This window comes from Aeromicrobium sp. JP4 (genome assembly GCF_054957925.1).
On record NZ_CM143290.1, the window covers coordinates 1800659 to 1822278 of the forward strand.

The window sequence follows — 21620 nt, forward strand, 5'->3', positions numbered from 1 at the left end:
CCACAGAGTCCGTCCCACCGGGGGTGATACCCGAATCAGCCTCCGAGCGACGTCCGGAAGCGCTGCATCCCCGACAGCCAGTGGTCGGTGTCCTGGGCCTTGCGGCCGTACATCGTGCCGACGGACTCGTGAGGGAGCGCGATAAAGCGGCCCTCGTCGATGGCCTCGAGCAGGACCCGCGCGGCCTCGCTCGGCGCCAGCGTCTCGCCCGCCGCCGCGACCGACGCGTGGGCCAGCCGCGCGTCGGGCTCGGTGGCCGTCTCGCCGGCCTCGGCCATCGGCGTCGCGACCCCCATGGGGCACAGCGCCGTGACCCTGACGCCACGGTCGCCGTACGTGGCGGCGAGCCACTCGGCGAAGCCCACGGCGGCCCGCTTGGAGACCGAGTAGGTCGGCGAGCCGAGCTGTGTCAGCAGGCCCGCCGCCGACGCCGTGACCGCGAAGACGCCGGGGTTATCGACGCTCCACCGAGGCACGAGCGCACGGGCTGCACGCACGTGCGCCATGAGGTTGACGTCCAGCGACAGCGACCAGTCGAACTCGTCGGCGTCGAGACCGAAGCCGCGGAAGATGCCGGCGTTGGCGACGAAGACGTCGACGCCGCCCAGCTCCTCGTCCGCGCGGGCGATGAGGTCGGTGACGCCCGCCTCGGACGCCACGTCGCCGGCGAACCACGGGTGCCCGAGCCGCTCGCCGGCCTCGGACACGCGCTGCTCGTCGAGGTCGGCCAGCAGGACGCGGTCACCGCGCTCGACCAGGGCCTCCGCGATCGCCAGGCCGATGCCACCGGCCGCACCGGTGACGACGCAACGACGCCCGGTCATCGGAGTCCCTGCCTCTTCAGCTCGGCCTTGGCCAAGGAGTTCTTGTGCACCTCGTCGGGACCGTCGGCGAACCGCAGCGTGCGGATCCCGGCGTACATCTCCGCGAGCGGGAAGTCCTGGCTGAGGCCTCCGCCGCCGTGGACCTGGATCGCCTTGTCGAGGATCCACTGCACGGTCTGCGGCGTGGCGATCTTGATCGCCTGGATCTCGGTGTGCGCGCCCTTGTTGCCCACCGTGTCCATCAGCCACGCGGTCTTCAGCACGAGGAGGCGCAGCTGCTCGATCCGCACCCGCGACTCGGCGATCCAGTCGCGCACGACGCCCTGGTCGGCCAGCGGCTTGCCGAACGCGGTGCGGTCCTGCGCGCGCTGGCACATCAGCTCGATGGCTCGCTCGGCGATGCCGATCGAGCGCATGCAGTGGTGGATCCGGCCCGGCCCGAGACGCGCCTGGGCGATCGCGAACCCGTCGCCCTCGCCGGCGATGAGGTTCGTGACCGGCACGCGCACGTCGGTGAACCGCAGCTCGGCGTGGCCGCCGTGGTCGCGGTCGTGGTAGCCGAACACGTGCATGCCGCGCACGATCTCCAGGCCCGGGGTGTCCCGCGGCACGAGGATCTGCGACTGCTGGCGGTGGCGGGCGGCCGTCGGATCGGTCTTGCCCATGACGATGAAGACCTTGGCGTTCGGGTTCATCGCGCCGGTGATCCACCACTTGCGGCCGTTGATGACGTACTCGTCACCGTCGCGCACGATCGAGGTCTCGATGTTGGTGGCGTCGCTGGAGGCCACGTCGGGCTCGGTCATCGCGAACGCCGAGCGGATCTCGCCGGCCAGCAGCGGCTCGAGCCACTGCTTCTTCTGCTCGTCGGTGCCGAACTCGTTCAGCACCTCCATGTTGCCGGTGTCCGGGGCCGCGCAGTTCGTGGCCGGCGGGGCCAGCTGGATGCTGCGGCCCTGGATCTCGGCCAGCGGCGCGTACTGGAGGTTGGACAGCCCTGCTCCCCCCTCGCCGGGCAGGAACAGGTTCCACAGCCCGCGCTTCTTCGCCTCGACCTTCAGGTCCTCGATGACCGCGGGGATGTCCCACGAGTCGTTCGCGTAGTTGGCCTCGATCTGCTCGTGCGCGAGCGCCTCGGCCGGGTGGACGACCTCGTCCATGAAGGCACGCATCTGCGCGATGAGGTCCTGGGTCCTGTCGTCGAAGGCGAAGTCCATCGGATCAGCCCTCGGCGATGACGTAGACGACGTCGGCGATGCAGGCCGGCTTCTCGACGCCGTCGATCTCGACGACGACGGTGAGCACGACCTGGGTGCCGATCGAGATGTCCTGCGTCTCCTTCAGCGTGGCGGTGGCGCGCACGCGGGAGTCGACGGGCACGGGGTGCGGGAAGCGCACCTTGTTGGCGCCGTAGTTGACGCCCATGACCGCGCTCTTGACGCTGTAGATCTGCGCGGTGAACACCGGCAGCAGGCTCAGCGTGAGGTACCCGTGGGCGATCGGCTTGCCGAAGGGGCCCTTCGCGGCCGCGTCGGGGTCGACGTGGATCCACTGGTGGTCGCCGGTGGCATCGGCGAAGAGGTTGATCTTCTCCTGGGTCACCGTGACCCAGTCGCTGGTGCCCAGCTCCTGGCCGGTGGCGGCCTTCAGGTCGGCGATCGTCTCGAACTCACGGGTCATCGGGGTCTCCTGGGGTGACTAAGCGCTTGCTTAGTCTGCACCGTACCGCGAGGACGAGGTCACCGGCAACGGTCCTGCTCGACCCGTGGTGCGCGGGTTCGGCGGACTCGATTGTCGCGCCGCCGCGCAGATGTGACACTCGGTTACATGAACGCCCCCGTCGGCCCGCCGCGCCGCGAGCGTCCCGAGCTGAAGCCGACCCCGCAGCTGCGGCCGGCGCGCCTCGTGGCGAGCCTGCTGAGCCTCGTGCTGGTGCTCGGGCTCGGCTGGGCCGCGTGGAACTACATCGGCACCAACATCGTCGCGAAGCAGCGCCAGGGCGAGATGGCGGTCGCGCTGGCCGACGACTGGAAGGGCAACCGCGAGGGCGACGCCACCCGCGACGAGATCCGCATGGGCCAGGTGTTCGCCGTGCTGCGCGCCCCGCGGTGGGGCGACGACTTCGAGGTGCCGGTGGTGGCCGGCATCGACGACACCGCGCTCACCTCGGGCGTGGGCTGGTTCACCGACACCCAGCGCCCGGGCCAGAAGGGCAACTTCGCCGTCGCCGGCCACCGCGTCACGAACGGCCAGCCGTTCAAGGACTTCCCGAAGCTGCGCGCCGGGGACCTCGTCGAGGTCGAGACGCGCACGCACGTCTACACGTACGAGCTGCAGAACTCCGGCACCGACACCATCGTCGACTTCACCGACATCTGGGTGGTCCAGCCCGTGCCCGAGAAGGCCCGGGAGTCGAAGGACCAGAGGACGAAGGCCCGCCCCACCGAGTCACTGCTGACCCTCACCACGTGCTCGGAGATCTTCCACACCGACAACCGCTCAGCGGTGTTCGGGACGCTCGTGAAGACCGAGCACGTCTGATCCCAGCGTCCGAGACCGCTCCACGACGCATGGTGTAACTCCGTGTTACTTTTCGCCCGTTCCATACCGATCGGGGAGAAGACATGAACCACCCACATCACCGTCTCGTGCTCGCGTCCGGCGCTGCGCTCGCACTCGGCCTCGCCGTCTCGACGTCTGGCGTCGCCCACGCCGCCGGCGCCCCCAGCACGCTGCGACAGTCGACCGACGACACCTTCCTCACCGCCGGAAGTGGTGTCGCGAACTCGTACACCGTCCTCGCCAGCGGAACCTCGACCCTGGTCACGTTCAAGGACGCGTCTGGGGCGCCCTTCTCCGTTCCGGCGGGCACTCCCCTCTGCGGCACGTCAGCGGACGTCACGCTGTGCCAGGTCACCAGTGGTTCGGTGATCATCGACGCGAGGGACGGGAACGACTCCGTCAGCGTGACGGTCTCGATGCCCGTGGTCCTCGCCGGCAACACCGGCGATGACCTCCTTCGTTCCGTGGGGACGAGCAAGTCCACCTTCATGGGCGGAGCCGGGAACGACACCGTGTCCTACGCCGGTGTGACGAAGTCCGTGTCGGCCGCCATCGGCAGCAGCGCAGGGATCAGCGGTGGCACGAGCGGCTCGATCAACGCGGACGTCGAGAACCTCCTCGGTGGGTCGGCGGCTGACGTCCTGATCGGCGGCGCCCACCCACTCGGCCGGGTCGACGGCGCCGCCGGCGACGACACGCTGGGCGGAGGCCCGAACGGCTCGGCGCTGGTCGGCGGCACCGGCAACGACCAGCTGCTCGCGCGCGGGCCCAACAACTACTTCGAGGGCGGACCGGGGAACGACCACCTCGTCGGCGGGTCGGGGGTGGACTGGTTCTTCGCCAAGGACGAGCCGCCGGAGACCGCATCACGTGCGGAGGCGGCGACGACTGGGTGAGCGCCGACCCCGGCGACACGATCGTCGACCCGCAGAACTGCGAGACGATCTCGTAGGCACCCAGCGGCTGATCGGGGCGCCCCAGGGGCACCTCGATCAGCTGGTGGTGAGGTCGTCGACCAGCCAGTCGCCGTCGACCTGCTTCATCCGCACCACGATCGAGAGCGCCGCGGGCGAGGCGGGCTTCGTCGCGATGGTGCGGTTCTGGTCGACGAAGGCCAGCAGCCGGACCGAGGTGGTGGAGCACTCCTGACCGCACTCCAGGGCGGCGATCATGCGCACCGTCGCGGTCACGTCGATCTTGCGCTGCTGTGCCGTCGCGGTGAGCTGCGGCGTGAGCTCGGAGTACTTCTTGGCGAACCGCTTGGTCATGACCTCGGTGGCGTCGTCCAGGTCGGCCGCGATCGTGGCGTGCTCATAGCCCAGCATGCGCGGGATGGCCTCGGAAGCAGCGGCGGTGGCGGCGTCCTGGACGTCGAACTGCTCGACGGCCGACGCCTCCTCGCGCTGGATCACCAGCACCACCACGAGGGCGAACACGACAGCGGCAAGTGCCAGGCACACCAGTGCGGTGCGGCGCGCGGGGCGGCGGATCCTCACTGATCACTCCCGTCCTGGGCCGGCTCGTCCTCGACGGCGACGTCGGCGAAGCTGTCGACGAGCCACTCGCCGTCCTCGCGCACGAGCGACACGCGCCACCGCAGGCGTGGCTTGCCGTAGGCCACGTTCTCAGGCTTCGTGGTGACCGTGATCGCGGCGAGGGACTCGGCGCTGTCGGCGTCGATGCTGTCGATCGCGACCTGGTCGACGGTGCCCTTGGTGACGATCTTCGCCTCGGCGAAGCGGGCCAGCAGATCCTGCGTCGAGACCTCGAACTGCTCGGCGAGGTCGTCGGTCATGAGCGGGGTCATGCGCTCGACGTAGGGGTCGAGATCGGTGACGTCGTAGGTGTTGATCCCCGCGGCGAACCGCTCGGTCGCGGCCCGCACGTCCTGCCGGGCCGAGGTGTCGGCGTACGCGGGCACCTCGGCTCCCCGGGCCAGGACGGCGATGCCCGCCACGAGCCCGAGCACGGCGATGACGACCAGGGCGGCATCGAGGAGACGACCCCGCGTCACTGCGCCACCGCGGGCCCGAGCATCATCCATTTCCACGACTCCTCGCCGAGATCGAGCGCCTGAGGGATCGTCGACTGCGCATCGCCCACCTCAAGCCGGTTGGTCGCCACATCGTACGTGCCCAGGACCAAGGGCTGGTCCGGCGTGGAGTTCGTGGACGCTCCCGAGACGCGGGCGGGCCCGGCCTTGGATCCACGCGGACTGGTCGCGGCGCAGGTCTTGGAGCGGTCCCACTTCTCGACCGTGCGATCGAAGGGGGTGCGCTGCCGGCCCGACGGGACGTAGCCGCTGAGGCACGGCGCGTTCTCGGGCTCGAGCGAGAGGCTGAGTCGGGCGGCGTACTGACCGGTGCGCGAGTCCTTCGCAATGATGGAGTAGGCGCTCTCGACGCCGTGGGGCGCGATCACCAGGACGCCACGGACACCGCCGAGATTCGCCTTCACCGTGGCGTTGAGGGTGATGGCGTCCTCCACGAGCGCCGAGATCTGGTCCGAGTTCTCGTCGACGACCGTGCGCAGCGTCGTGGCCGTGGGCGCTCCGACGTCGATCACCCGGCGCAGGTCGGCGTCGGAGGCCCGCACGGCTGTCGACAGCTCTCGCAGGTTGGTGGCGAAGGTGCGGATGTCGTCCTGCGAGTCGACCTGGGTCTGCAGCACGGTGGAGGAGCTGCGGATGAGCGCCGCGGTGACCTCGTACTTCTGATCGGCCTCCGTGATGAACGAGTTGCCGCTGTCGATGATCGTGCGGAGGTCGTCGCCGGAGCCCTCGAAGGCGTCGCCCAGCTCGGCGATGACCGTGCTGAGGTCCTCGGGATTCACCGAGGACAGCAGCTCGCTGACGTTCGTGAGCAGCGTGCGAGTGTCGATGGGCACCTCGGTGTTCTCGCGCGCGACGACCGCGTCGTCGTCGAGGAACGGCCCCCGGTCGCTGCGTGGCTGGAAGTCCAGGAACTGCTCGCCGACGGCGGAGCGGTTGGCGATGACCACCTTGGTGTCGGCCGGGATCTCCGTGGACTTCTCGTCGATGTGGACCTCGACCTTGACTCCGTCCCCGTCGAGCCACATGTCCGTCACTCGACCGACGCTGACGCCGCGGTACGTGACGTCGGCGGTCGTGAAGATGCCGCCGGACTCGGCCATCTCGACCGTCACGGTGTAGCCGCTGCCGAACAGCCGGTCGACGCGGGCGTAGTTGGCGCCGATGTAGGTCGCGGCGATGAGGGTGCCCACCACGAAGAGCACCAGCTGGATGCGAACACGGCGGGTGATCACGGCGTCACCACCGTTCGGGCCAGGACGCCGGAGACGTCCTCCTCGCGCAGGCTCTCCTTGAGAGCCGCGCGCTCGCGCTCGGTCATGAGCCCGACCGTCTTGGCGAAGTCGGTCTCGAAGTCGATCGACACGTTGAGGAAGTTGCCCATCTGGTAGTTCCGCGCTTCCTTCGGCGTCTCGCCCAGCAGGGAGTCCGGGAACGGGAAGGTCGGCAGGACCTCCAGGGAGGTGATGAGCGCGTCGCCCGCCGAGCCGAGACTGTCCAGGACCGGCGCGAGTGCCTGGAGGTCGGCGGTGAGCGCGTCCTTGCTGGCGATGATCACGTCGGAGCCGACGTCGCCGAGCTCGGAGAGGGCGGCGAGCATCTTCACCAGGTTGGCCCGCTGCTCGTTGACCGTGGCCAGCGCGGCCGGGAGGTCGTCGAGCGCGGCGTCGATCGCCTGCTTCTGGTCGTTCGTGGTGCGGGCGAGGCGGTCGATCTGCTCGATCGCCTCGACGATGTCGTCCTTGGAGTCGTCGGCGACCTCGACGAACTCGTCGAGCCGGCGCACCAGCGTGCGCATGTCGGCCTCGCGACCGGACAGTGCCGTGTTGAGCTCGCGACTGATCACCTGCGCCTTGCTCAGCGCACCGCCGTTGAGGACGAGCGAGAGCGACCCCAGGACCTTCTCGATCTCGGGCGCGTTGCCGGTCCGTTCGATCGGGATGACGTCGCCCTCGTCGAGCCGGCCGCCGCCGCCCTCGACCGGCGCGGCCAGGGACACGAACTTCTCGCCCAGGATCGAGGTCTGACGGATCGACGCCGTGGCCTGGTCGGGCAGGTCGACGTCGCGGTTCATCTTGACCGTGACCTGCGCGCGCCAGCCCTCGAGCTCGACCTTCGTGACGCGGCCGACCGAGACGTCGTTGACCTTGACCGCGCTCTGGGGCACGAGGTCCAGGACGTCGGCGAACTCGATGACGACCGTGTAGGGATCGTCACCCAGGTCGGCTCCGCCCGGCAGCGGCAGGTCGCCGACGCTCGACACACAGCCGGACACCAGGGCGAGTGAGCCGAGGGTGCCCACCGCTGCGTGGAGGAGGCGGACCCGACTCATCACGCCACCCCCATCAGGTCCGAGAGCGAGGTCGGCGCGCTCGTCGCGGCTCCCGAGGACGGGTCGGCCTGCCGGCCGAGCCACGTGAGCACGTCGGCCATGGCATAGCACGCCGAGGTGTACTTGGAGTTCTGCTCGCTGGCGGGCGCGCAGAAGGCGGCCACCTGCTCGGGCGTGGTCATCACGGTGAACTTCCCGTCCCGGGCACCCTTGAGCGACGTCCGTGAATCGAGCGTGCCGGTGGTGGGGTTGTACGCCGTGGCGAGGTTCGACAGTGCCTTCGGCCCGGACTCGAGGATGTCGGCCAGCTCCTTGCGCTGCTTGGCCAGCGACCTGGTGACCTTGCTGAGCCCATCGACGTTCCGGCGCAGTCCCGTGCGGTTCTCGGCGACGTACGACTGGACCTGCTGGAGTGCGCTCGCCAGCTCCCGCACGGCGAGCTGCAGGTCGTCGCCTTCGTCGGCCAGGACGTCCGAGACCCCCGCCAGGCTGGCGTTGAACCGCTGGACGCTGGCGTCGTTGGCCTCGAGCGCCGAGACGAAGCGCTCGATCTGCTCGACCGAGGCGAACAGCTCGTCCTTCGAGCCGTCGGCGGTCTTCGTCAGCTTCGACAGCGCCTCGATGCTCTCTCGGATCTCGGCACCCTTCCCGTCGAGGTTCTTGGCCGAGCTCGCCAGCAGGTCGCTCACGGCGCCGTCCTCGTTGAGGCCGTCGGGCCCCAGCGTGGTGGCCACGCGATCGAGCGCCGCGAACGTCTCGTCGAGCTCGGTCGGCGTGCCCGTCCTCGACTGATCGAGGTGCGCACCGTCCGGCATCTTGGCTCCTCCGGTGTAGGCCGGCACGAGTTGCACGAAGCGGTCGCCGACGACCGACGGCGAGACGATGACCGCCTGGGCGTCGGCCGGCACGTCGTAGTCGCCGTCCCACGCGATCCGCGCCCGAACGTTCTGACCGCGCGGGGTGAGCTTCTCGACCGTGCCGACGTCGACGCCGAGGATGCGAACCTTGGAACCCTCGTACAGCGAGACGGACCGCTCGAAGTCGACCGTGATCGTCTTGGTCTCGGCACGCGACCCCCCGACGATCGCGAGCACGATCACGACCGCCAGGACCACCGCGGCGAGGACGACGGCGAGGACGGCGCGCGGGACGCGGTTCCGGGTCGAGGCGCTCACAGACCCTCCTCCAGGCCGAAGATGCTCAGCAGGTTGTAGACGTACGCGTCCAGCCACGGGCCGTTGGAGCTGTTGTTCGCGACCATCGCGTAGTACGCGGGCAGCTGGTCGATGGCGCTGGTGATGTTGGCCTCGTTCTTGCGCAGCACCGCCACCACGCCGGCGAGCCGGTCGAGGGCAGGCTTGAGGTCGGCACGGGTCTCGGTGACCAGGGTCGAGATCTCCTGGGACATGTCCGTGACGCCGACCAGCACGGCATGGATCGCGTCGCGCCGTGCGGTGAGCGCCTCGAACAGCACCGAGCCGTCCTCGAACAGCTTGGCGAACTCGGTGTTGCGATCGGCCAGGACCGTGGAGATGCCGTCGATGTTCTCGAGCAGCGTCTTGATCTCGGCATCGCGCGAGGCGAGGCTGTTGGACAGCGCGGTGACACTGGTGACGGCCTCGCGGAACTCGTCCGGCGTCTTCGCGGCCACGTCGTTGATCGTGTCCAGCGCCTGCGCGAGTTGGTCGTTGTCGATCTGCTGCGTGGTCTCGGTGAGGCCGGAGAACGCCTGGACGATGTCGTACGGAGCCTGCGTGCGCGTGACCGGGATGACCGCGCCCTTCGCCAGGGTGCCTGAGCCATCGGGTTCAAGGCTGACGTACATCGTCCCGAGCAGGGACTTGATCCGCACGGACGCGCCGGTCTGGCTGCCGAGCCGATCGCGGTCCTTCTTCACGCGGAAGACCACCCGCACCTTGTCGCCGTGCAGCTCCAGGTCCGCGACCTCGCCCACGCGCACGCCGGCCAGCCGCACGTCGTCGCCCTTCTTGAGGCCACCGACCTCGGTGAACTCGGCGGCGTACTCGGCGCCGCCACCGATGATCGGCAGCCGCGCGGCCTGGCTGGCGAGCAGCAGGATCGCGGCGATGATCGCCAACGAGACGGCGCCCACGATCACAGGATTGCGCTCGCGGAACGGCTTCATGTCCCTCAACGGCATCGACTCACCCCCGCTCCGGTCACGGTGACGCGCCTGGTGGTCTTGAACGGACGGGTCTTCTCCCATCCGGGCACCCCGCTGAGCGAGGGAACCTTGCCGTTGACCCCGAGTTCGCACACGTAGAAGTTGAAGAAGGACCCGTACTGACCCGTGCGGCCGATGCGATCGATCTTGATCGGCAGGATTCCGAGCGTGCGATCCAGGTCGCGTCGAGCCTTCTGGGTGCCGATCTGGGATGTCAGCTTGCGCAGGTTCTTGATGTCCGCCGTCATCGCGGGGCCCGCGTCGTCGAGCAGGCCGGCCGTCTCACCGGTCAGCACGGCGATGTCGTCGAGCGACCCGGTCAGCACACCGCGGTCGTCCTTCAGCCCGGTGATCAGCTGTTGCAGGGTGGAGATCGCGGTGGACAGCTCGTCATCGCGCTCGTTGAACGAGGTCAGGACGACCGTGAGGTTGTCGATCACCGACCCGATCAGCTCGTCGCGCTCGGCCAGGGTGCCGGTGAGGGAGGCGGTGTGCGCCAACAGCGACTCGACCGTGCCGCTCTCACCCTGGAACACCTGGATCAGCTCGTAGGCGAGCTGGTTCGTGTCCTCGGGCGACAGCGCCTCGAACAGCGGCTGGAAGCCGCCGAACAGGTCGGTCAAGTCCAGCGCGGGGGTGGTGCGGTCGAGGCCGATCGTCTCGCCTTCCTTCAGTCGCGCGGCGGGGCCGTCGCCCTCGCTGAGCGAGATGTAGCGCTGGCCGATCATGTTGCGGTAGCGCAGGGAGGCCTGTGTCCCCTGGGTGAGCGCGATGTCGGTGTCGACGTTGAGCGTCACGATCGCCGAGTTGCCCGAGTGCACCTCGACGTCGGAGACGTTGCCGACGCGCACCCCCGCGATGCGCACGTCGTCGCCCACCACGAGGCTGGTGACGTCGCTGAAGACGGCGCGGTACTCGTGCGTGCGACTGAACGAGCGATTCCCGATGACCGCCGCCAGCAGGGCCGTCAGGAGCCCGGTGACGACCAGGAAGACCATCAGCTTCACGAACGAGCGCGCGGTCGCGCGGTCGAGTCCGGTACGGCTCATCCGAGGCTCACCTCCGCTCCGCGCAGGACCGGCCCGTAGAGCGCGGTCGCCACATCGGGAACGTCCTTCGGCTCGACGCCGAGGGACGCCGCCACGATCGCCTTGACCTGTTCGGCCTCGGCGGCACTGCCGCCGGAGCGTACGACGGTCGGCGCCGTCAGCGGCGCTCGCTTTCCGAGGTCGCCGCCCACGCCGAGCTCCTCGAGCAGTGAGTCGCTCATGCCCGGCGCGGGGCGCTTCTTCGTGTACCGCGTGCCCGGCAGCGTGGCGCAACTGGGAGACAAGGAGCCCGGGCCGCCGGTGGCGGCGGGCAGGCGCGGCGTGTCACGGCCGTCGTACTCGCGCGGCGAACGCGGCGCGAACTCGATCGACACGTTGGCGCGGTTGTTGCGGAACGTGCTGTCGATGGCGGGCATGAGCCGGTCGATGCCCTGGAGCACGCAGCCGATGGTCGGCGAGTAGTCGGCCAGCAGCTCGAGCGTGGGCCGGGAGTCACGCGCGAGCGTGATGAAGTCGTCGCCCGAGCGGTCGAAGAGCGCTTCGGCCGACGTCGCGAAGGCGGCGGTCTCCACGAACAGGGACTGCAGCTGCGCCCGGCGAGCCGTGAGCGTGTTGCCCGTGACCACGGCGTTGCGCAGGGTCGTGCCGATCTCGGGCATCGCGTCGGCATACGTCCTTGCCGTGTCGCCGAGCAGCGTGATGTCCTCGACGAGCTCGGGAGCCAGTGGGGTCATCTTCTGCAGGTAGGCCGACAGCGTCTCCAGGCCCGTGCCGAGCGTCTCGCCCTGGCCGGAGAGCGCGTCGGACAGCGCCGTGAGAACGTACGACAGGTCTTCGGGATTGAGTGCCGTCAGCAGGGGGTCGAGGTCGGTCAGCAGGTTCTCCACGTCCGACGGCAGCGCCGCCTGGACGATCTCGTCCCCCGCCTCGATCGGCTGTCCCGACGACTGAGCGACCGGTTGCAGGTCGACGTACTTCTCGCCGAACAGCGTCTTGGGGACGACGAACGCCTGGACGTCGGCGGCGATCAGTGGCTGCTGCTCGGGATCGAGTGCCAGGTGGATCACCGCTTGGCCCTCTTCCGAGGTGATCTCGTCGACCCGGCCGACGATCACCCCGCGCAGCTTGACGTCGGCGTTGGCATTGAGCTGCAGGCCGGCGCTCGAGCTGCGGATCGTGACGGGGACGTCGTCGGAGAACAGCTTCGTGAACATCGCGTAGGTGAGGAACACCGACCCGGCGACCAGGGCGACCATGACGACGCCGAGGCCGCGGACCACGGCAGGACGGTCCATCGTCGAGACGCGGGGCATCAGCCGGCCAGCCTGACGGTCGTGGTGGTGCCCCAGATCGCCATCGACATCATGAGGTCCGCGACGTTGATGACGACGATCGACGTGCGGACGGCGCGACCCACCGCCACGCCGACGCCGACGGGGCCACCGCTGGCGTAGTAGCCGTAGTAGCAGTGGATGAGGATCACGAGGAACGCGAACACCAGCACCTTGAAGAACGACCAGAGCACGTCCTCCGGCGGGAGGAACAGGTTGAAGTAGTGGTCGTAGGTGCCCTCGCTCTGACCATAGATGGCCGTCACCGTGAGCTTGGTCGCGAAGTACGAGGCCATCAGTCCGAGCATGTACAGCGGGATGATCGCGATGAGCCCGGCGATCACGCGCGTCGTCACCAGGTAGGGGAGCGACGGGATGGCCATGACCTCGAGCGCGTCGACCTCCTCGGAGATCCGCATGGCGCCCAGCTGCGCCGTGAAGCCGCAGCCCACGGTGGCGGCCAGCGCGATGCCGGCGACGAGCGGCGCGATCTCGCGCGTGTTGAAGTACGCCGAGAAGAAGCCGGAGAACGCACTGGTGCCCAGCTGCTCCAGGGCACTGTGGCCCTGCATGCCGACCTCGACGCCGGTGAAGAACGACATCGTCGTGATGACGCCGACCGTGCCGCCGATCACTGCGAGCGAGCCGCGCCCGAAGGTGACCTCGGAGAGCAGGCGCAGGATCTCCCGCGGGTACCTCATGACCACGCGGGGCATCCACGCGATCGTGCGGATGTAGAACGCGAGCTGGAGTCCGAGGTCGTCCAGCGTGCTCAGGGGCCGCCGGTAGGCGCTCTTGACGTCGACCACGTCACAACGCCTTCGCCGGGACGAGCTGGAAGTACAGCGCGCTCATGACGAAGTTCGCCATGAACAGGAGGAGGAAGGTGATGACGACCGACTCCATGACGGCCTGGCCGACGCCCTGCGGACCGCCGTCGGCGTGCATCCCCATGTAGGTGGACACGAGCGCGGCGATCAGGCCGAACACGAGGGCCTTCGCCATGCCCTGGTAGAGGTCGGGCGTCTGGGCGAGCGCCGTGAACGAGGCCAGGTAGGCGCCCGGGGTGCCCCCTTGGAGCACGACGTTGAAGATGTAGCCGCCGAGCACGCCGACGACGCTGACCAGTCCGTTGAGGAAGACGGCCACGAGCATGCAGGCCAGGACCCGCGGCACGACGAGACGCTGGATCGGGTCGATACCCAGCACCATCATCGCGTCGAGTTCCTCACGGATCTTGCGGGCTCCGAGGTCGGCAGCGATCGCGGACCCACCGGCACCCGCCACCAGCAGCGCCGTGGCGATCGGGGCAGCCTCGCGCAGCACCGCCAGGACCGCGGCCGAGCCCACGAACGACTGCGCGCCGAACTGCTGGACGAGGCTGCCGGTCTGCAGCGCCACGACGGCACCGAACGGGATGGCCACCAGGGCGATCGGGATGATCGTGATCGAGGCGATGAACCACGCCTGCTGGATGAACTCGCGGAACTGGAACGGCCGGCGGAAGACGGCGATCAGCACGTCAGTGCCGAAGGCGAAGAGTCGTCCTGCGGTCGCCAGCGGCGCCGTGACGGTGGCGATCAGGCTCAACGGGCACCGCCGACGGACTGCGGCGACGGGGACATGAACCCCGAGCCGTCGTTCTCGAAGGAGCCCGGCGGCGGGATGACACCGTGGGCGGCGCACCAGGCCCCCGGCTCGGCCTGCGTGGCGCGAGGGCGGCCGTCCGACGGGAAGAGCTGGAGCGGGATGGGCGGCAGCGGCGGCAGCGTGGTGTGGTCCTCGGCGGCGAGCTCGTCTGCGTCCTTCTCCTCGCTCATGCCGATGGGCCCCACGGTCTGGGCGTTGAGGAACTGGCGCACCGCCGGCTCCTCGCTCGAGAGCAGCATCTCGCGGGGACCGAACATCGAGAGGTGGCGGTGGTAGAGCAGGCCGATGTTGTCGGGCACCGTGCGCGCGGTGTTGATGTCGTGGGTGACGATGAGGAAGGTGGCCTCGGTCTGGGCGTTCAGGTCGACCATGAGCTGGTTGATGAACGCGGTGCGCACCGGATCCAGGCCGGAGTCCGGCTCGTCGAACAGGATGATCTCGGGCTCGAGCACCAGCGCACGAGCGAGGCCGGCTCGCTTGCGCATACCGCCGGAGATCTCACCGGGGAGCTTCATCTCGGCGCCCACGAGGCCGACCATCGACATCTTCTCCATGACGATGTCGCGAATCTCGGTCTCGTTCTTGCGGGTGTGCTCGCGCAGGGGGAAGGCCACGTTGTCGAACAGGGTCATCGACCCGAACATGGCCCCGTCCTGGAACAGCACGCCGAACAGCTTGCGGATCTCGTAGAGCTCGCGCTCGCTGCAGGTGGCGATGTCGGTGCCCTCGATGAAGATGTGTCCCTCGTCGGGCTTGAGCAGGCCGATGAGCGCCTTGAGGAACACCGACTTGCCGGTGCCCGACGGGCCGAGCATGACGCTGATCTGCCCGGCGGGCAGCGTCAGCGACACGTCACGCCAGATCGTCTGCTGACCGAACGTCTTGGTCAGGCCTTCGACGCGAACTTCGACACCCATGGGGCTCCTTGTCAGGGGGACGGAGCCCGCGCGTTCGCGGGCACCTGGAGGAACTCGTCCGGATCACGCGCCGGCGCGCCGCTCCCTCACCGCGAGCGCCAGGCGGATCGCCACGAGAAGGCCGAAGAGGGCGGCCAGGCCGGCAGCGAACGGGGACCCGGTCGCAGGGAGCTCGGCCGTCTCGGCGGAGACGCTGGTCGTGGTGTCCGCCACGCCGTCGCCGTCGCTGTCCTCCCAGGTGTACCCGCTGTCGCTGACGTCGGTGGGATCGTCGGGGTTGACCGGGTCGATCACCTCGGGGTCGGTTCCGCTTCCGTCGGGAACGTCGGGATCTTCAGGTGTCTCGGTCCCGGACCCGACAGGCGGCGGCGGGCACTCGGTCTGGGAGCAGCCCGCTCCGACCGCGATGGTGCCGATGATGCGCTGCTCCTTGTCGGGAACGACGCCGTCCCCGGCCGAGTTCAACACTCCGCGGGTGCACCGCAGGTCGGCCTTGGAGATCGATCCGACGACCGGCGGGTCCATCTCCGAGTGGAGCGTGAAGCTGAGGGGCATCTGGACGTAGATGAGGCCGTTGCCGTCAGCGGCCTGCGGCACGTCGACGGCGTCGACCCTGCCGCGAGCGACGATCGACACCTCGCTGCCCTCGGTCAGGTCGACCCAGTCGTTGACCAGGGGTCCCGGCTCGCCGTTGGGTCCCTTGACGTCGGGGCTCATCGTCTCGACGAGCTCGCCCCCGGGCGCCACGGCCTGAAGGTCGACCTTCGTGGTCGAGGAACCCTTGACCCGGCGCACCTTCATCGGTCCGTAGAGCCGATCGACGAGCGCGGTCGACAGCGCGAGCGTCAGCGACGTCTCGGTCGCGGGCACAGTTGCACCGGCTTCGACGCTCGCAGGCAGATCGGTCTGCGACGTCACGTAGAACTGCTTGGGCCCTTGGAGCGAGAGGTCGATCGTGGAGTTCAGCGCCTTGCAGACGTAGGGGACACGGTCGATGCTGGCCGGCACGGCCTGCGCGGGCGCGGAGAAGGCGATGGCGCCGCCACCGACCACGGCACTGGCCACCGCGAGGCGAAGGCCTCGACGTACATGAGCGCTCAAGCGCATGGTTTCCTCGCTTCACGACTGGACAGACCCGGCTGATTGCCACCCCCGGGTCGCAATCGCGTCGACTGTAACCTCTAGTTGCACTGTGATGCAAGCCACTCTCGTCCGTCGAGGGATCACACCCGACTCGCGAGTAACAAGAGCACGGGAAGGGCGCCTGCGGCGGCCGCGAAGGCCAGCGCGAGCAGGTCGATCGGCGGCCAGGTCGCCGCCTCGGCCCACGTCCGACGCCCGGCCGTGGCGAAGCCGCGGGCGTCCATCGCGATCGACGTTCGGCTCGCGTCCCTCATCGTGTGGACCAGCAGCGCGAAGGCCATCGGCCACGGGCGGCGCCGCAGCCCGCGCGCCCTGCGGGCCCGGTCGAGGTCGTGCCAGGCCTGCCACGCCCCGCCGACCCGTTGCAGCGCGGCGGACAGCGCAGCGGCGAACCGACTGGGAACGTGCAGCGTCTGGGCCAGGTAGTCGCCGAGGCGCGCGACGTCGATGTAGCCGGCGGCCACGGCGCCCGGCCACGCCATGACGAAGGTCCGCACTCCCGCGACCGCCGCGACCTCGAGGTCGCGACCGCCGAACAGCCACGTGCTCCACACGATCGTGGCGACCGGGAGCGCCACGAAGGCCAGGCACACCACCGGATACCGCCACGAGGGCACCACCGCCACGACCGCCACGACGTAGACGGCGGCGCACGTCACGGCGATCGGCATCGTGCGGATCGCCGGTGAGCCGAGGGCCGCGGCGACGCCGATCGCCAGCAGGACGAGCGGGTTGAGTCGCGTGATCAGGCCAGTCATCGCACGACGACTCCCTCATGCAGGACCACGTCGCGGTCGCGCGGCAGGTCCGGATCGTGCGTGGAGACGGCCACCGTGGCACCTGCCTGCGCCGACGCCCCCAGCCAGCCGGCGACGGTCGCCCACGTGCCTCGGTCCTGTCCGACGGTGGGCTCGTCCGCGAGGACCAGCCCCGGCCGGTGCGCGCAGCTGGCCGCGAGCGCCAGCCGGCGCTGCTCTCCGCCCGACAGCCGGTAGGGGTGATCGTCACCACGGCCGACCAGGCCGATGACCTCGAGCACCGCGTCGACGTCGACGGTGCGCCCGAACGCCGCAGGGCTGGCCTCCAGCTCCTCGCGCACCGTCCGCGCGACGAAGCCGAGCTCGGGGTCCTGGGGGCACCAGCCGAGCTCGGCCGGTGCGTCGACTTCCCCCGAGACGGGCTCCAGGAGTCCGCCCAGCGCCAGCAGCGCCGTGGACTTGCCCGCTCCGCTGCGGCCCACGAGCGCTGTCAGGGTGCCGGGTGCCAGCTCGAGCGTCAGCCCGTCGACCGCCCGCGTGCGCTCGGTGCCCCGCAGCGTGCGCGTGACCCGGTCGATCACCAGCGCACGCGCGGTGACGCCGGCCGGGGCGAACGGGTGCACCAGTTCCTCAGGGATCCAGGCCGGCTCGGGCGCCGGGCGCCCCGGCATCCATAGCGCCTCCGGCACGGCAGCGCCACGGAACGACGGCACGGACCCGTCGAAGACCGGTCGCCCCTCCTCGAGCACGACGACCCGGTCGACATGGTCGAGCCAGAGCTCGAAGCGGTGCTCGACCACGAGGAGCGAGCGGTCACCGACGACGCGCAGGACGGCGTCGCGGACCTCCGCCGCCAGCTCGGCGTCCAGCATGGACGTCGGCTCGTCCAGCAGGAGCAGGTCCGGCTCCGTCGCCAGGGCGCCCGCGAGCGCGAGACGGTGCCGCTCTCCGCCCGACAGTGCACTGGTGAAGCGCTCACGCCCCTGATCCAGGCCCACCGCCTCGAGCGCGGCGTCGACCCGTCGCCAGATCTCCTCGCGCGGCAGACCCAGGTTCTCCGGGCCGAACGCCACGTCGCGCCCGATCCGGTCCGCGACGATCGACGAGGACGGGTTCTGGGTGACCATCCCGATGCGCCCGTGCACCTCGACCGATCCGCTGGCCTCGCCGACCAGCGTCGTGCCGAGTGCGCCGGCGATCGCATGCAGGGCGGTCGACTTGCCACTGCCGCTGGGCCCGACCAGCAGGACGCGCTCACCGGGGTCGATGCGCAGGTCAAGCCGGTCGAGCGCCGGGCGGCGGGCGTGCAGCGGCGTCCAGGAGTAGTCGTGGAACGCGACCGTCACTGCCGGCCGGCAGCGAACGAGTCGAGCGCACCTGCCTGTGCGAGCGCACGCACCAGGAGCCAGCCACCCAACCCGGCGATGATGATGCCGGACGTGACGAAGAAGCCCAGGTGGAACAGCCGCCACGTCAGGTCCCAGTCCGCGTAGTAGTAGTTCCATTCGTAGAAGGCTGCGAAGACCGCCGACAACGCGCCCGCGAGGACGGCAGTCGGCAGGTCGAACCTCCGGTACAGGAAGATCGCGAACGCGAGCTCGGCCCCGAGCCCTTGGACGAGGCCCGAGATCAGCACCGCGCTGCCCCACTCGGTGCCGCCGAGGACGATCGTGGACACGAGCGCGGCGACGAGCTCGGTGGCGAGCGCCGCACCTGGGCGGCGGACGATCAGGCCGCCGACGACGCCGGCGATGAGCCACATCCCGGCGAGGAGGGCCGCAGCCGGCTTGAATCCCACGGCCGCACCGATGTCGACGAGGGCGTAGAGCTTCCCCCAGCCCCAGAAGACGACGCCGAACGCGACGCCGAGCATCGTGATGGTCACCAGGTCGAGCGTGCGATACCTCGTGGTGGAACGGACAGCAGATGTCATCGTGACTCCCTTCGCCGGTGCTAACCGGAGCAGGTTCAAGGGTCTGCGGCTGTTCCGCACTCTCAGCGCCCTCTGCATGGCGCTCCCCTGTCGTGTGCAGCCAGCCTAGCCTCCCGTGGCGGGCGCGGCACCGGGGGCGGCCCCCGAGGCGATTCCGTCCTCTGCCCAGGAGGCCCGAGCCGCGAGCCGGCCCAGCGGTGGGAGCTGCATCAGCAGCACGCAGGCGGTCCAGCCGATCGCGGTGCCCAGGGTGTTGCCGACGAGGTCGTCGACATCGGCGATCCGGCCGGTGCCCACCACGAGCACTCCGGCCAGCTGCACCGCCTCGATGGCCACGCTGACCAGCAAACCCACGGCCGCCGCCCGGCGCACCGTCCGGACTCGGGTGACGAGCGGCAGGAGCATTCCGAGGGGCACGAAGAGCAGGATGTTCAGGAGCATCCCGGCGGGGTCGTCCAGGACATCGATGAACGGCGTGAGGTGGACCAGGACGCGCCACGGCCGCGGGTCCTCCGTGGCGACGGGGAACGGCAGGAGCACGTGCGCCAGGACGGCGGCGCCGTAGACGCACGCGACCACGCCGACCGCGGCGCGCAGCGGTGTGAGGCGCCCGCGACGGTGCAGCCACCCGAGCGACGCGGCGATCGCGGCGATCGTCGCCGGGATCAGCACGGGGAGCATGGGGATCTCGACGGTGGGCACCGGAGGATCCTCTCAACCCCCGGGCACGCCAAGGGCGGGGGCGGGTCCGCAGAGACCCGCCCCCGCTCCCCCGGCGGCACTCAGTCGCGACGCGTGCGGCGACGTTGCAGCATCACGGCTGCACCAGCCACGACCAGGGCACCGCCGAGGACTGCGACACCGAGCCCTGGGCCACCGGCGGCGGCCAGGTAGTCGTCGCTGGCCCAGTCGTCGTCCGACGCGTCGCCGCCGGCGTCGGCGGCGACGATCTCCACCGGGACCTCGGCGATGACGACGCCCCGGCTGAGCACCTTCACCGTGTGGGAGCCCAGCGGCGCGTTGGTCGGGATGCGCACCGAGGCCTCGCCCGAGGTGCTCACCACTCGCGTGCCCATCGCGATCGGGTCGGAGTGCAGCTCGAAGGCCAGCTCCTTGCCGATCCAGTCCGGCCCGAACGCGAAGGTGATCGTGTCGCCGGGCGACAGCACGTCGGAGCTGAGCAGCTCGACCTCATCGTCGGCGGGCTCCTCGCCCGGGTCGGTCGTGGGCTCGGACGTCGGCTCCGCGGTCGGTTCGCTCGTCGGCTCCGAGGTCGGTTCGCTCGTCGGCTCCGAGGTTGGCTCCGAAGTCGGCTCGGTCGTCGGCTCCGAGGTCGGCTCGGTCGTCGGGTTGGTGACGGGGTCGCCCGAGACCGGGATGCTGCCGAGATCCAGCGCGGACGGACCCGCGCAGGTCAGTGCCGCCGGCAGCGTGGTGCTCGTGGTGTGGATCGTCGCCGCAATGGTGAAGTCCTGCGGCATGCCCAGCGCCACCGACTCGGCCGCGTAGGCCGGGACGGTGATCGAGGGCACCGTGCCCGAGGCCGGGATCAGCCACGGGGAGCCGGCCTGCTGCGGGATGTCCGTGCGGGGGGAGCTCAGGTTCGGGATCGCGACCGTCGACGTCTGACCGCCGGTGGTGAGCGTGATGGCGGCATCGGTCGAGCCGCCCTCGGCCGACCGGCCACCCAACAGGAGCACGGTCGACTCGCGCAGCAGCTCCGGCATCGTCAGCGTGATGCTGACCCCGCGCTCCGCGATGGTCTCACCGGGGCGCACTGAGCCGGGAACCGTCGTCTCGGCCAGGACGCCGATGTCGTGGTTGCCCAGGTTGAGTCCGCCAGCGACGACCTCGCACACGTACGTGAAGCTCTTCGAGAGGTCGACCGGCTCAGTCGGCGTGGGCTCGGTCGGCTCCGTCGTCGGCTCCGTGGTGGGCTCCGTCGTCGGCTCCGTGGTGGGCTCCGTCGTCGGTTCCGTGGTCGGCTCCGTCGTCGGCTCCGTCGTCGGCTCCGTCGTCGGCTCCGTCGTCGGCTCCGTCGTCGGCTCGGTCGTCGGCTCCGTCGTCGGCTCCGTCGTCGGTTCCGTGGTCGGCTCGGTCGTCGGCTCCGTCGTCGGCTCCGTCGTCGGCTCCGTCGTCGGCTCCGTGGTCGGCTCGGTCGTCGGCTCCGTCGTCGGCTCGGTCACCGCGATCGAACCCAGGGCCAGGTCAGCGGGACCGGTGCACGAGAGCGTCGACGGGATCGTGGAGTCGTCCGCCTTGTAGATGGTGGCGGTGATGTTGAAGGCCTGGGGCATGCCCACGACCACCGTGTCGGTGGCGTAGTCCGGCACCGTGATGGGCGGCACCATGCCGGTGGCCGGGATGAGCCACGGCTCGTTCGCCACCTGCGGGATCGGCGTGCGGGCCGAGCCCAGCTCGGGGATCGCGACCGTCATCGTCTGACCGCCCGAGGTGAGGGTGACGGCGGAGTCGGTGGACGCACCCGCTGCCTCACGTCCTCCGAGCAGCAGCGCGGTGGACTGGCGCAGGAGCTCCGGCATCGTGAGCGTGATGCTCACGGCGGTGGAGGGGATGGTCTCGCCGGGAGTCACCGAGTCCGGGACCACCGTCGTGGCCTTGACGCCGATGTCCTGGATGCCGAGATTCAGACCGCCGGCGATGACCTCGCACTTGAAGGGGAAGTCCTTCTCGAGCGTCTGGTCGGCGGCCGCCGGGCTGAGGAAGCCGGCACCGACGACGCCGGCGGCGGCCAGGCCCAGGGCGGCGACAGCGGCGGTCGCGCGTCGGGACGGTAGACGTGTGAAGCGCACAGATGGTTCCCCTCGTTGTGGCGAGCACTCCATCTGGCGCACGCCGACCTGCGTGTGATCCACCTCACCCTAA

22 protein-coding genes and 1 riboswitch are annotated in these 21620 nt (G+C 70.0%); of the genes, 2 read left to right on the forward strand and 20 right to left on the reverse strand.

The window, feature by feature from the left end; genetic code table 11:
* Nucleotides 1–35: 35 nt before the first annotated feature.
* The 3 genes from ACY1JX_RS08885 to ACY1JX_RS08895 are packed head-to-tail and all read right to left on the reverse strand — an operon-like array spanning nucleotide 36 to nucleotide 2504.
* Nucleotides 36–824: an SDR family oxidoreductase gene (locus ACY1JX_RS08885; protein WP_462563748.1), complete on the reverse strand. Its 789-nt coding sequence runs from the start codon at nucleotides 822–824 to the stop codon at nucleotides 36–38.
* A complete protein-coding gene (locus tag ACY1JX_RS08890) occupies nucleotides 821–2041 on the reverse strand; it encodes an acyl-CoA dehydrogenase family protein (protein WP_462563749.1) in 1221 nt (406 codons plus the stop codon). The genes ACY1JX_RS08885 and ACY1JX_RS08890 overlap by 4 nt, the downstream gene beginning before the upstream one ends.
* Before the next feature lie 4 nt (nucleotides 2042–2045).
* Complete coding sequence (locus ACY1JX_RS08895; RefSeq protein ID WP_286930413.1) at nucleotides 2046–2504, reverse strand: MaoC family dehydratase; 459 nt, start codon at nucleotides 2502–2504, stop codon at nucleotides 2046–2048.
* A gap of 147 nt (nucleotides 2505–2651) precedes the next feature.
* On the opposite strand from ACY1JX_RS08895, the gene ACY1JX_RS08900 reads away from it, so the two are divergent.
* Both ACY1JX_RS08900 and ACY1JX_RS08905 read left to right on the forward strand, forming a co-directional pair.
* Nucleotides 2652–3365, forward strand: coding sequence for a class E sortase (locus ACY1JX_RS08900; RefSeq protein ID WP_462563750.1), 714 nt, complete (start codon nucleotides 2652–2654; stop codon nucleotides 3363–3365).
* An 83-nt stretch (nucleotides 3366–3448) separates the two neighbouring features.
* Nucleotides 3449–4282, forward strand: a complete 834-nt coding sequence (locus ACY1JX_RS08905; RefSeq protein WP_462563751.1) for a calcium-binding protein — start codon at nucleotides 3449–3451, stop codon at nucleotides 4280–4282.
* A gap of 96 nt (nucleotides 4283–4378) precedes the next feature.
* Here ACY1JX_RS08905 and ACY1JX_RS08910 read toward each other — a convergent pair whose 3' ends face one another.
* From ACY1JX_RS08910 to ACY1JX_RS08990, 17 genes are all read right to left on the reverse strand, one after another.
* Complete coding sequence (locus tag ACY1JX_RS08910) at nucleotides 4379–4882, reverse strand: hypothetical protein (RefSeq protein ID WP_286930418.1); 504 nt, start codon at nucleotides 4880–4882, stop codon at nucleotides 4379–4381.
* A complete protein-coding gene (locus ACY1JX_RS08915; protein ID WP_181753982.1) occupies nucleotides 4879–5400 on the reverse strand; it encodes a pilus assembly FimT family protein in 522 nt (173 codons plus the stop codon). Before ACY1JX_RS08915 ends, ACY1JX_RS08910 begins: the two co-directional genes overlap by 4 nt.
* Complete coding sequence (locus ACY1JX_RS08920) at nucleotides 5397–6671, reverse strand: MCE family protein (RefSeq protein ID WP_181753980.1); 1275 nt, start codon at nucleotides 6669–6671, stop codon at nucleotides 5397–5399. The genes ACY1JX_RS08915 and ACY1JX_RS08920 overlap by 4 nt, the downstream gene beginning before the upstream one ends.
* On the reverse strand, nucleotides 6668–7768 hold the full coding sequence (locus tag ACY1JX_RS08925) for an MCE family protein (protein ID WP_181753978.1): 1101 nt from the start codon (nucleotides 7766–7768) through the stop codon (nucleotides 6668–6670). Before ACY1JX_RS08925 ends, ACY1JX_RS08920 begins: the two co-directional genes overlap by 4 nt.
* Nucleotides 7768–8943: an MCE family protein gene (locus ACY1JX_RS08930; RefSeq protein WP_286930424.1), complete on the reverse strand. Its 1176-nt coding sequence runs from the start codon at nucleotides 8941–8943 to the stop codon at nucleotides 7768–7770. Before ACY1JX_RS08930 ends, ACY1JX_RS08925 begins: the two co-directional genes overlap by 1 nt.
* Nucleotides 8940–9929, reverse strand: coding sequence for an MCE family protein (locus ACY1JX_RS08935; RefSeq protein WP_181753974.1), 990 nt, complete (start codon nucleotides 9927–9929; stop codon nucleotides 8940–8942). The genes ACY1JX_RS08930 and ACY1JX_RS08935 overlap by 4 nt, the downstream gene beginning before the upstream one ends.
* Nucleotides 9920–11002, reverse strand: a complete 1083-nt coding sequence (locus ACY1JX_RS08940) for an MCE family protein (protein ID WP_181753972.1) — start codon at nucleotides 11000–11002, stop codon at nucleotides 9920–9922. The genes ACY1JX_RS08935 and ACY1JX_RS08940 overlap by 10 nt, the downstream gene beginning before the upstream one ends.
* Nucleotides 10999–12315: an MCE family protein gene (locus ACY1JX_RS08945; RefSeq protein WP_286930429.1), complete on the reverse strand. Its 1317-nt coding sequence runs from the start codon at nucleotides 12313–12315 to the stop codon at nucleotides 10999–11001. The genes ACY1JX_RS08940 and ACY1JX_RS08945 overlap by 4 nt, the downstream gene beginning before the upstream one ends.
* Nucleotides 12315–13142, reverse strand: a complete 828-nt coding sequence (locus ACY1JX_RS08950; RefSeq protein WP_286930431.1) for an MlaE family ABC transporter permease — start codon at nucleotides 13140–13142, stop codon at nucleotides 12315–12317. The genes ACY1JX_RS08945 and ACY1JX_RS08950 overlap by 1 nt, the downstream gene beginning before the upstream one ends.
* Before the next feature lies 1 nt (nucleotide 13143).
* On the reverse strand, nucleotides 13144–13917 hold the full coding sequence (locus tag ACY1JX_RS08955) for an MlaE family ABC transporter permease (RefSeq protein ID WP_181756164.1): 774 nt from the start codon (nucleotides 13915–13917) through the stop codon (nucleotides 13144–13146).
* A gap of 2 nt (nucleotides 13918–13919) precedes the next feature.
* On the reverse strand, nucleotides 13920–14900 hold the full coding sequence (locus tag ACY1JX_RS08960; protein ID WP_286930433.1) for an ABC transporter ATP-binding protein: 981 nt from the start codon (nucleotides 14898–14900) through the stop codon (nucleotides 13920–13922).
* 63 nt (nucleotides 14901–14963) lie between these two features.
* Nucleotides 14964–15965 carry a DUF6801 domain-containing protein gene (locus tag ACY1JX_RS08965; RefSeq protein ID WP_462563752.1) on the reverse strand — a complete coding sequence of 334 codons (1002 nt, stop codon included), beginning with the start codon at nucleotides 15963–15965 and terminating at the stop codon, nucleotides 14964–14966.
* A 158-nt stretch (nucleotides 15966–16123) separates the two neighbouring features.
* The gene (locus tag ACY1JX_RS08970; RefSeq protein ID WP_286930435.1) at nucleotides 16124–16801 is read right to left on the reverse strand and encodes an energy-coupling factor transporter transmembrane component T family protein; all 678 of its coding nucleotides are present in this window, start codon (nucleotides 16799–16801) and stop codon (nucleotides 16124–16126) included.
* Entirely contained in the window at nucleotides 16798–18147 is a 1350-nt protein-coding gene (locus tag ACY1JX_RS08975) for an ABC transporter ATP-binding protein (RefSeq protein ID WP_286930438.1), read from the reverse strand. The genes ACY1JX_RS08970 and ACY1JX_RS08975 overlap by 4 nt, the downstream gene beginning before the upstream one ends.
* Nucleotides 18144–18734, reverse strand: coding sequence for an ECF transporter S component (locus tag ACY1JX_RS08980; RefSeq protein ID WP_181753954.1), 591 nt, complete (start codon nucleotides 18732–18734; stop codon nucleotides 18144–18146). The genes ACY1JX_RS08975 and ACY1JX_RS08980 overlap by 4 nt, the downstream gene beginning before the upstream one ends.
* A riboswitch (TPP riboswitch) is annotated at nucleotides 18724–18833 on the reverse strand. (Overlaps the previous gene by 11 nt.)
* 6 nt (nucleotides 18834–18839) lie before the next feature.
* On the reverse strand, nucleotides 18840–19436 hold the full coding sequence (locus ACY1JX_RS08985) for a VanZ family protein (RefSeq protein WP_462563753.1): 597 nt from the start codon (nucleotides 19434–19436) through the stop codon (nucleotides 18840–18842).
* 80 nt (nucleotides 19437–19516) lie between these two features.
* Nucleotides 19517–21547 (reverse strand): DUF6801 domain-containing protein, encoded by a 2031-nt coding sequence (locus ACY1JX_RS08990; protein ID WP_462563754.1) that lies wholly within the window; start codon nucleotides 21545–21547, stop codon nucleotides 19517–19519.
* Between the last annotated feature and the right edge of the window lie 73 nt (nucleotides 21548–21620).

Coding starts and splice junctions, on each gene's coding strand:
- ACY1JX_RS08945 (WP_286930429.1), bottom strand. CDS start 12,315: ATGCCCCGCGTCTCGACGATGGACCGTCCTGCCGTGGTCCGCGGCCTC.
- ACY1JX_RS08960 (WP_286930433.1), bottom strand. CDS start 14,900: ATGGGTGTCGAAGTTCGCGTCGAAGGCCTGACCAAGACGTTCGGTCAG.
- ACY1JX_RS08970 (WP_286930435.1), bottom strand. CDS start 16,801: ATGACTGGCCTGATCACGCGACTCAACCCGCTCGTCCTGCTGGCGATC.
- ACY1JX_RS08935 (WP_181753974.1), bottom strand. CDS start 9,929: ATGCCGTTGAGGGACATGAAGCCGTTCCGCGAGCGCAATCCTGTGATC.
- ACY1JX_RS08905 (WP_462563751.1), top strand. CDS start 3,449: ATGAACCACCCACATCACCGTCTCGTGCTCGCGTCCGGCGCTGCGCTC.
- ACY1JX_RS08900 (WP_462563750.1), top strand. CDS start 2,652: ATGAACGCCCCCGTCGGCCCGCCGCGCCGCGAGCGTCCCGAGCTGAAG.
- ACY1JX_RS08890 (WP_462563749.1), bottom strand. CDS start 2,041: ATGGACTTCGCCTTCGACGACAGGACCCAGGACCTCATCGCGCAGATG.
- ACY1JX_RS08925 (WP_181753978.1), bottom strand. CDS start 7,768: ATGAGTCGGGTCCGCCTCCTCCACGCAGCGGTGGGCACCCTCGGCTCA.
- ACY1JX_RS08980 (WP_181753954.1), bottom strand. CDS start 18,734: ATGACATCTGCTGTCCGTTCCACCACGAGGTATCGCACGCTCGACCTG.
- ACY1JX_RS08940 (WP_181753972.1), bottom strand. CDS start 11,002: ATGAGCCGTACCGGACTCGACCGCGCGACCGCGCGCTCGTTCGTGAAG.
- ACY1JX_RS08885 (WP_462563748.1), bottom strand. CDS start 824: ATGACCGGGCGTCGTTGCGTCGTCACCGGTGCGGCCGGTGGCATCGGC.
- ACY1JX_RS08895 (WP_286930413.1), bottom strand. CDS start 2,504: ATGACCCGTGAGTTCGAGACGATCGCCGACCTGAAGGCCGCCACCGGC.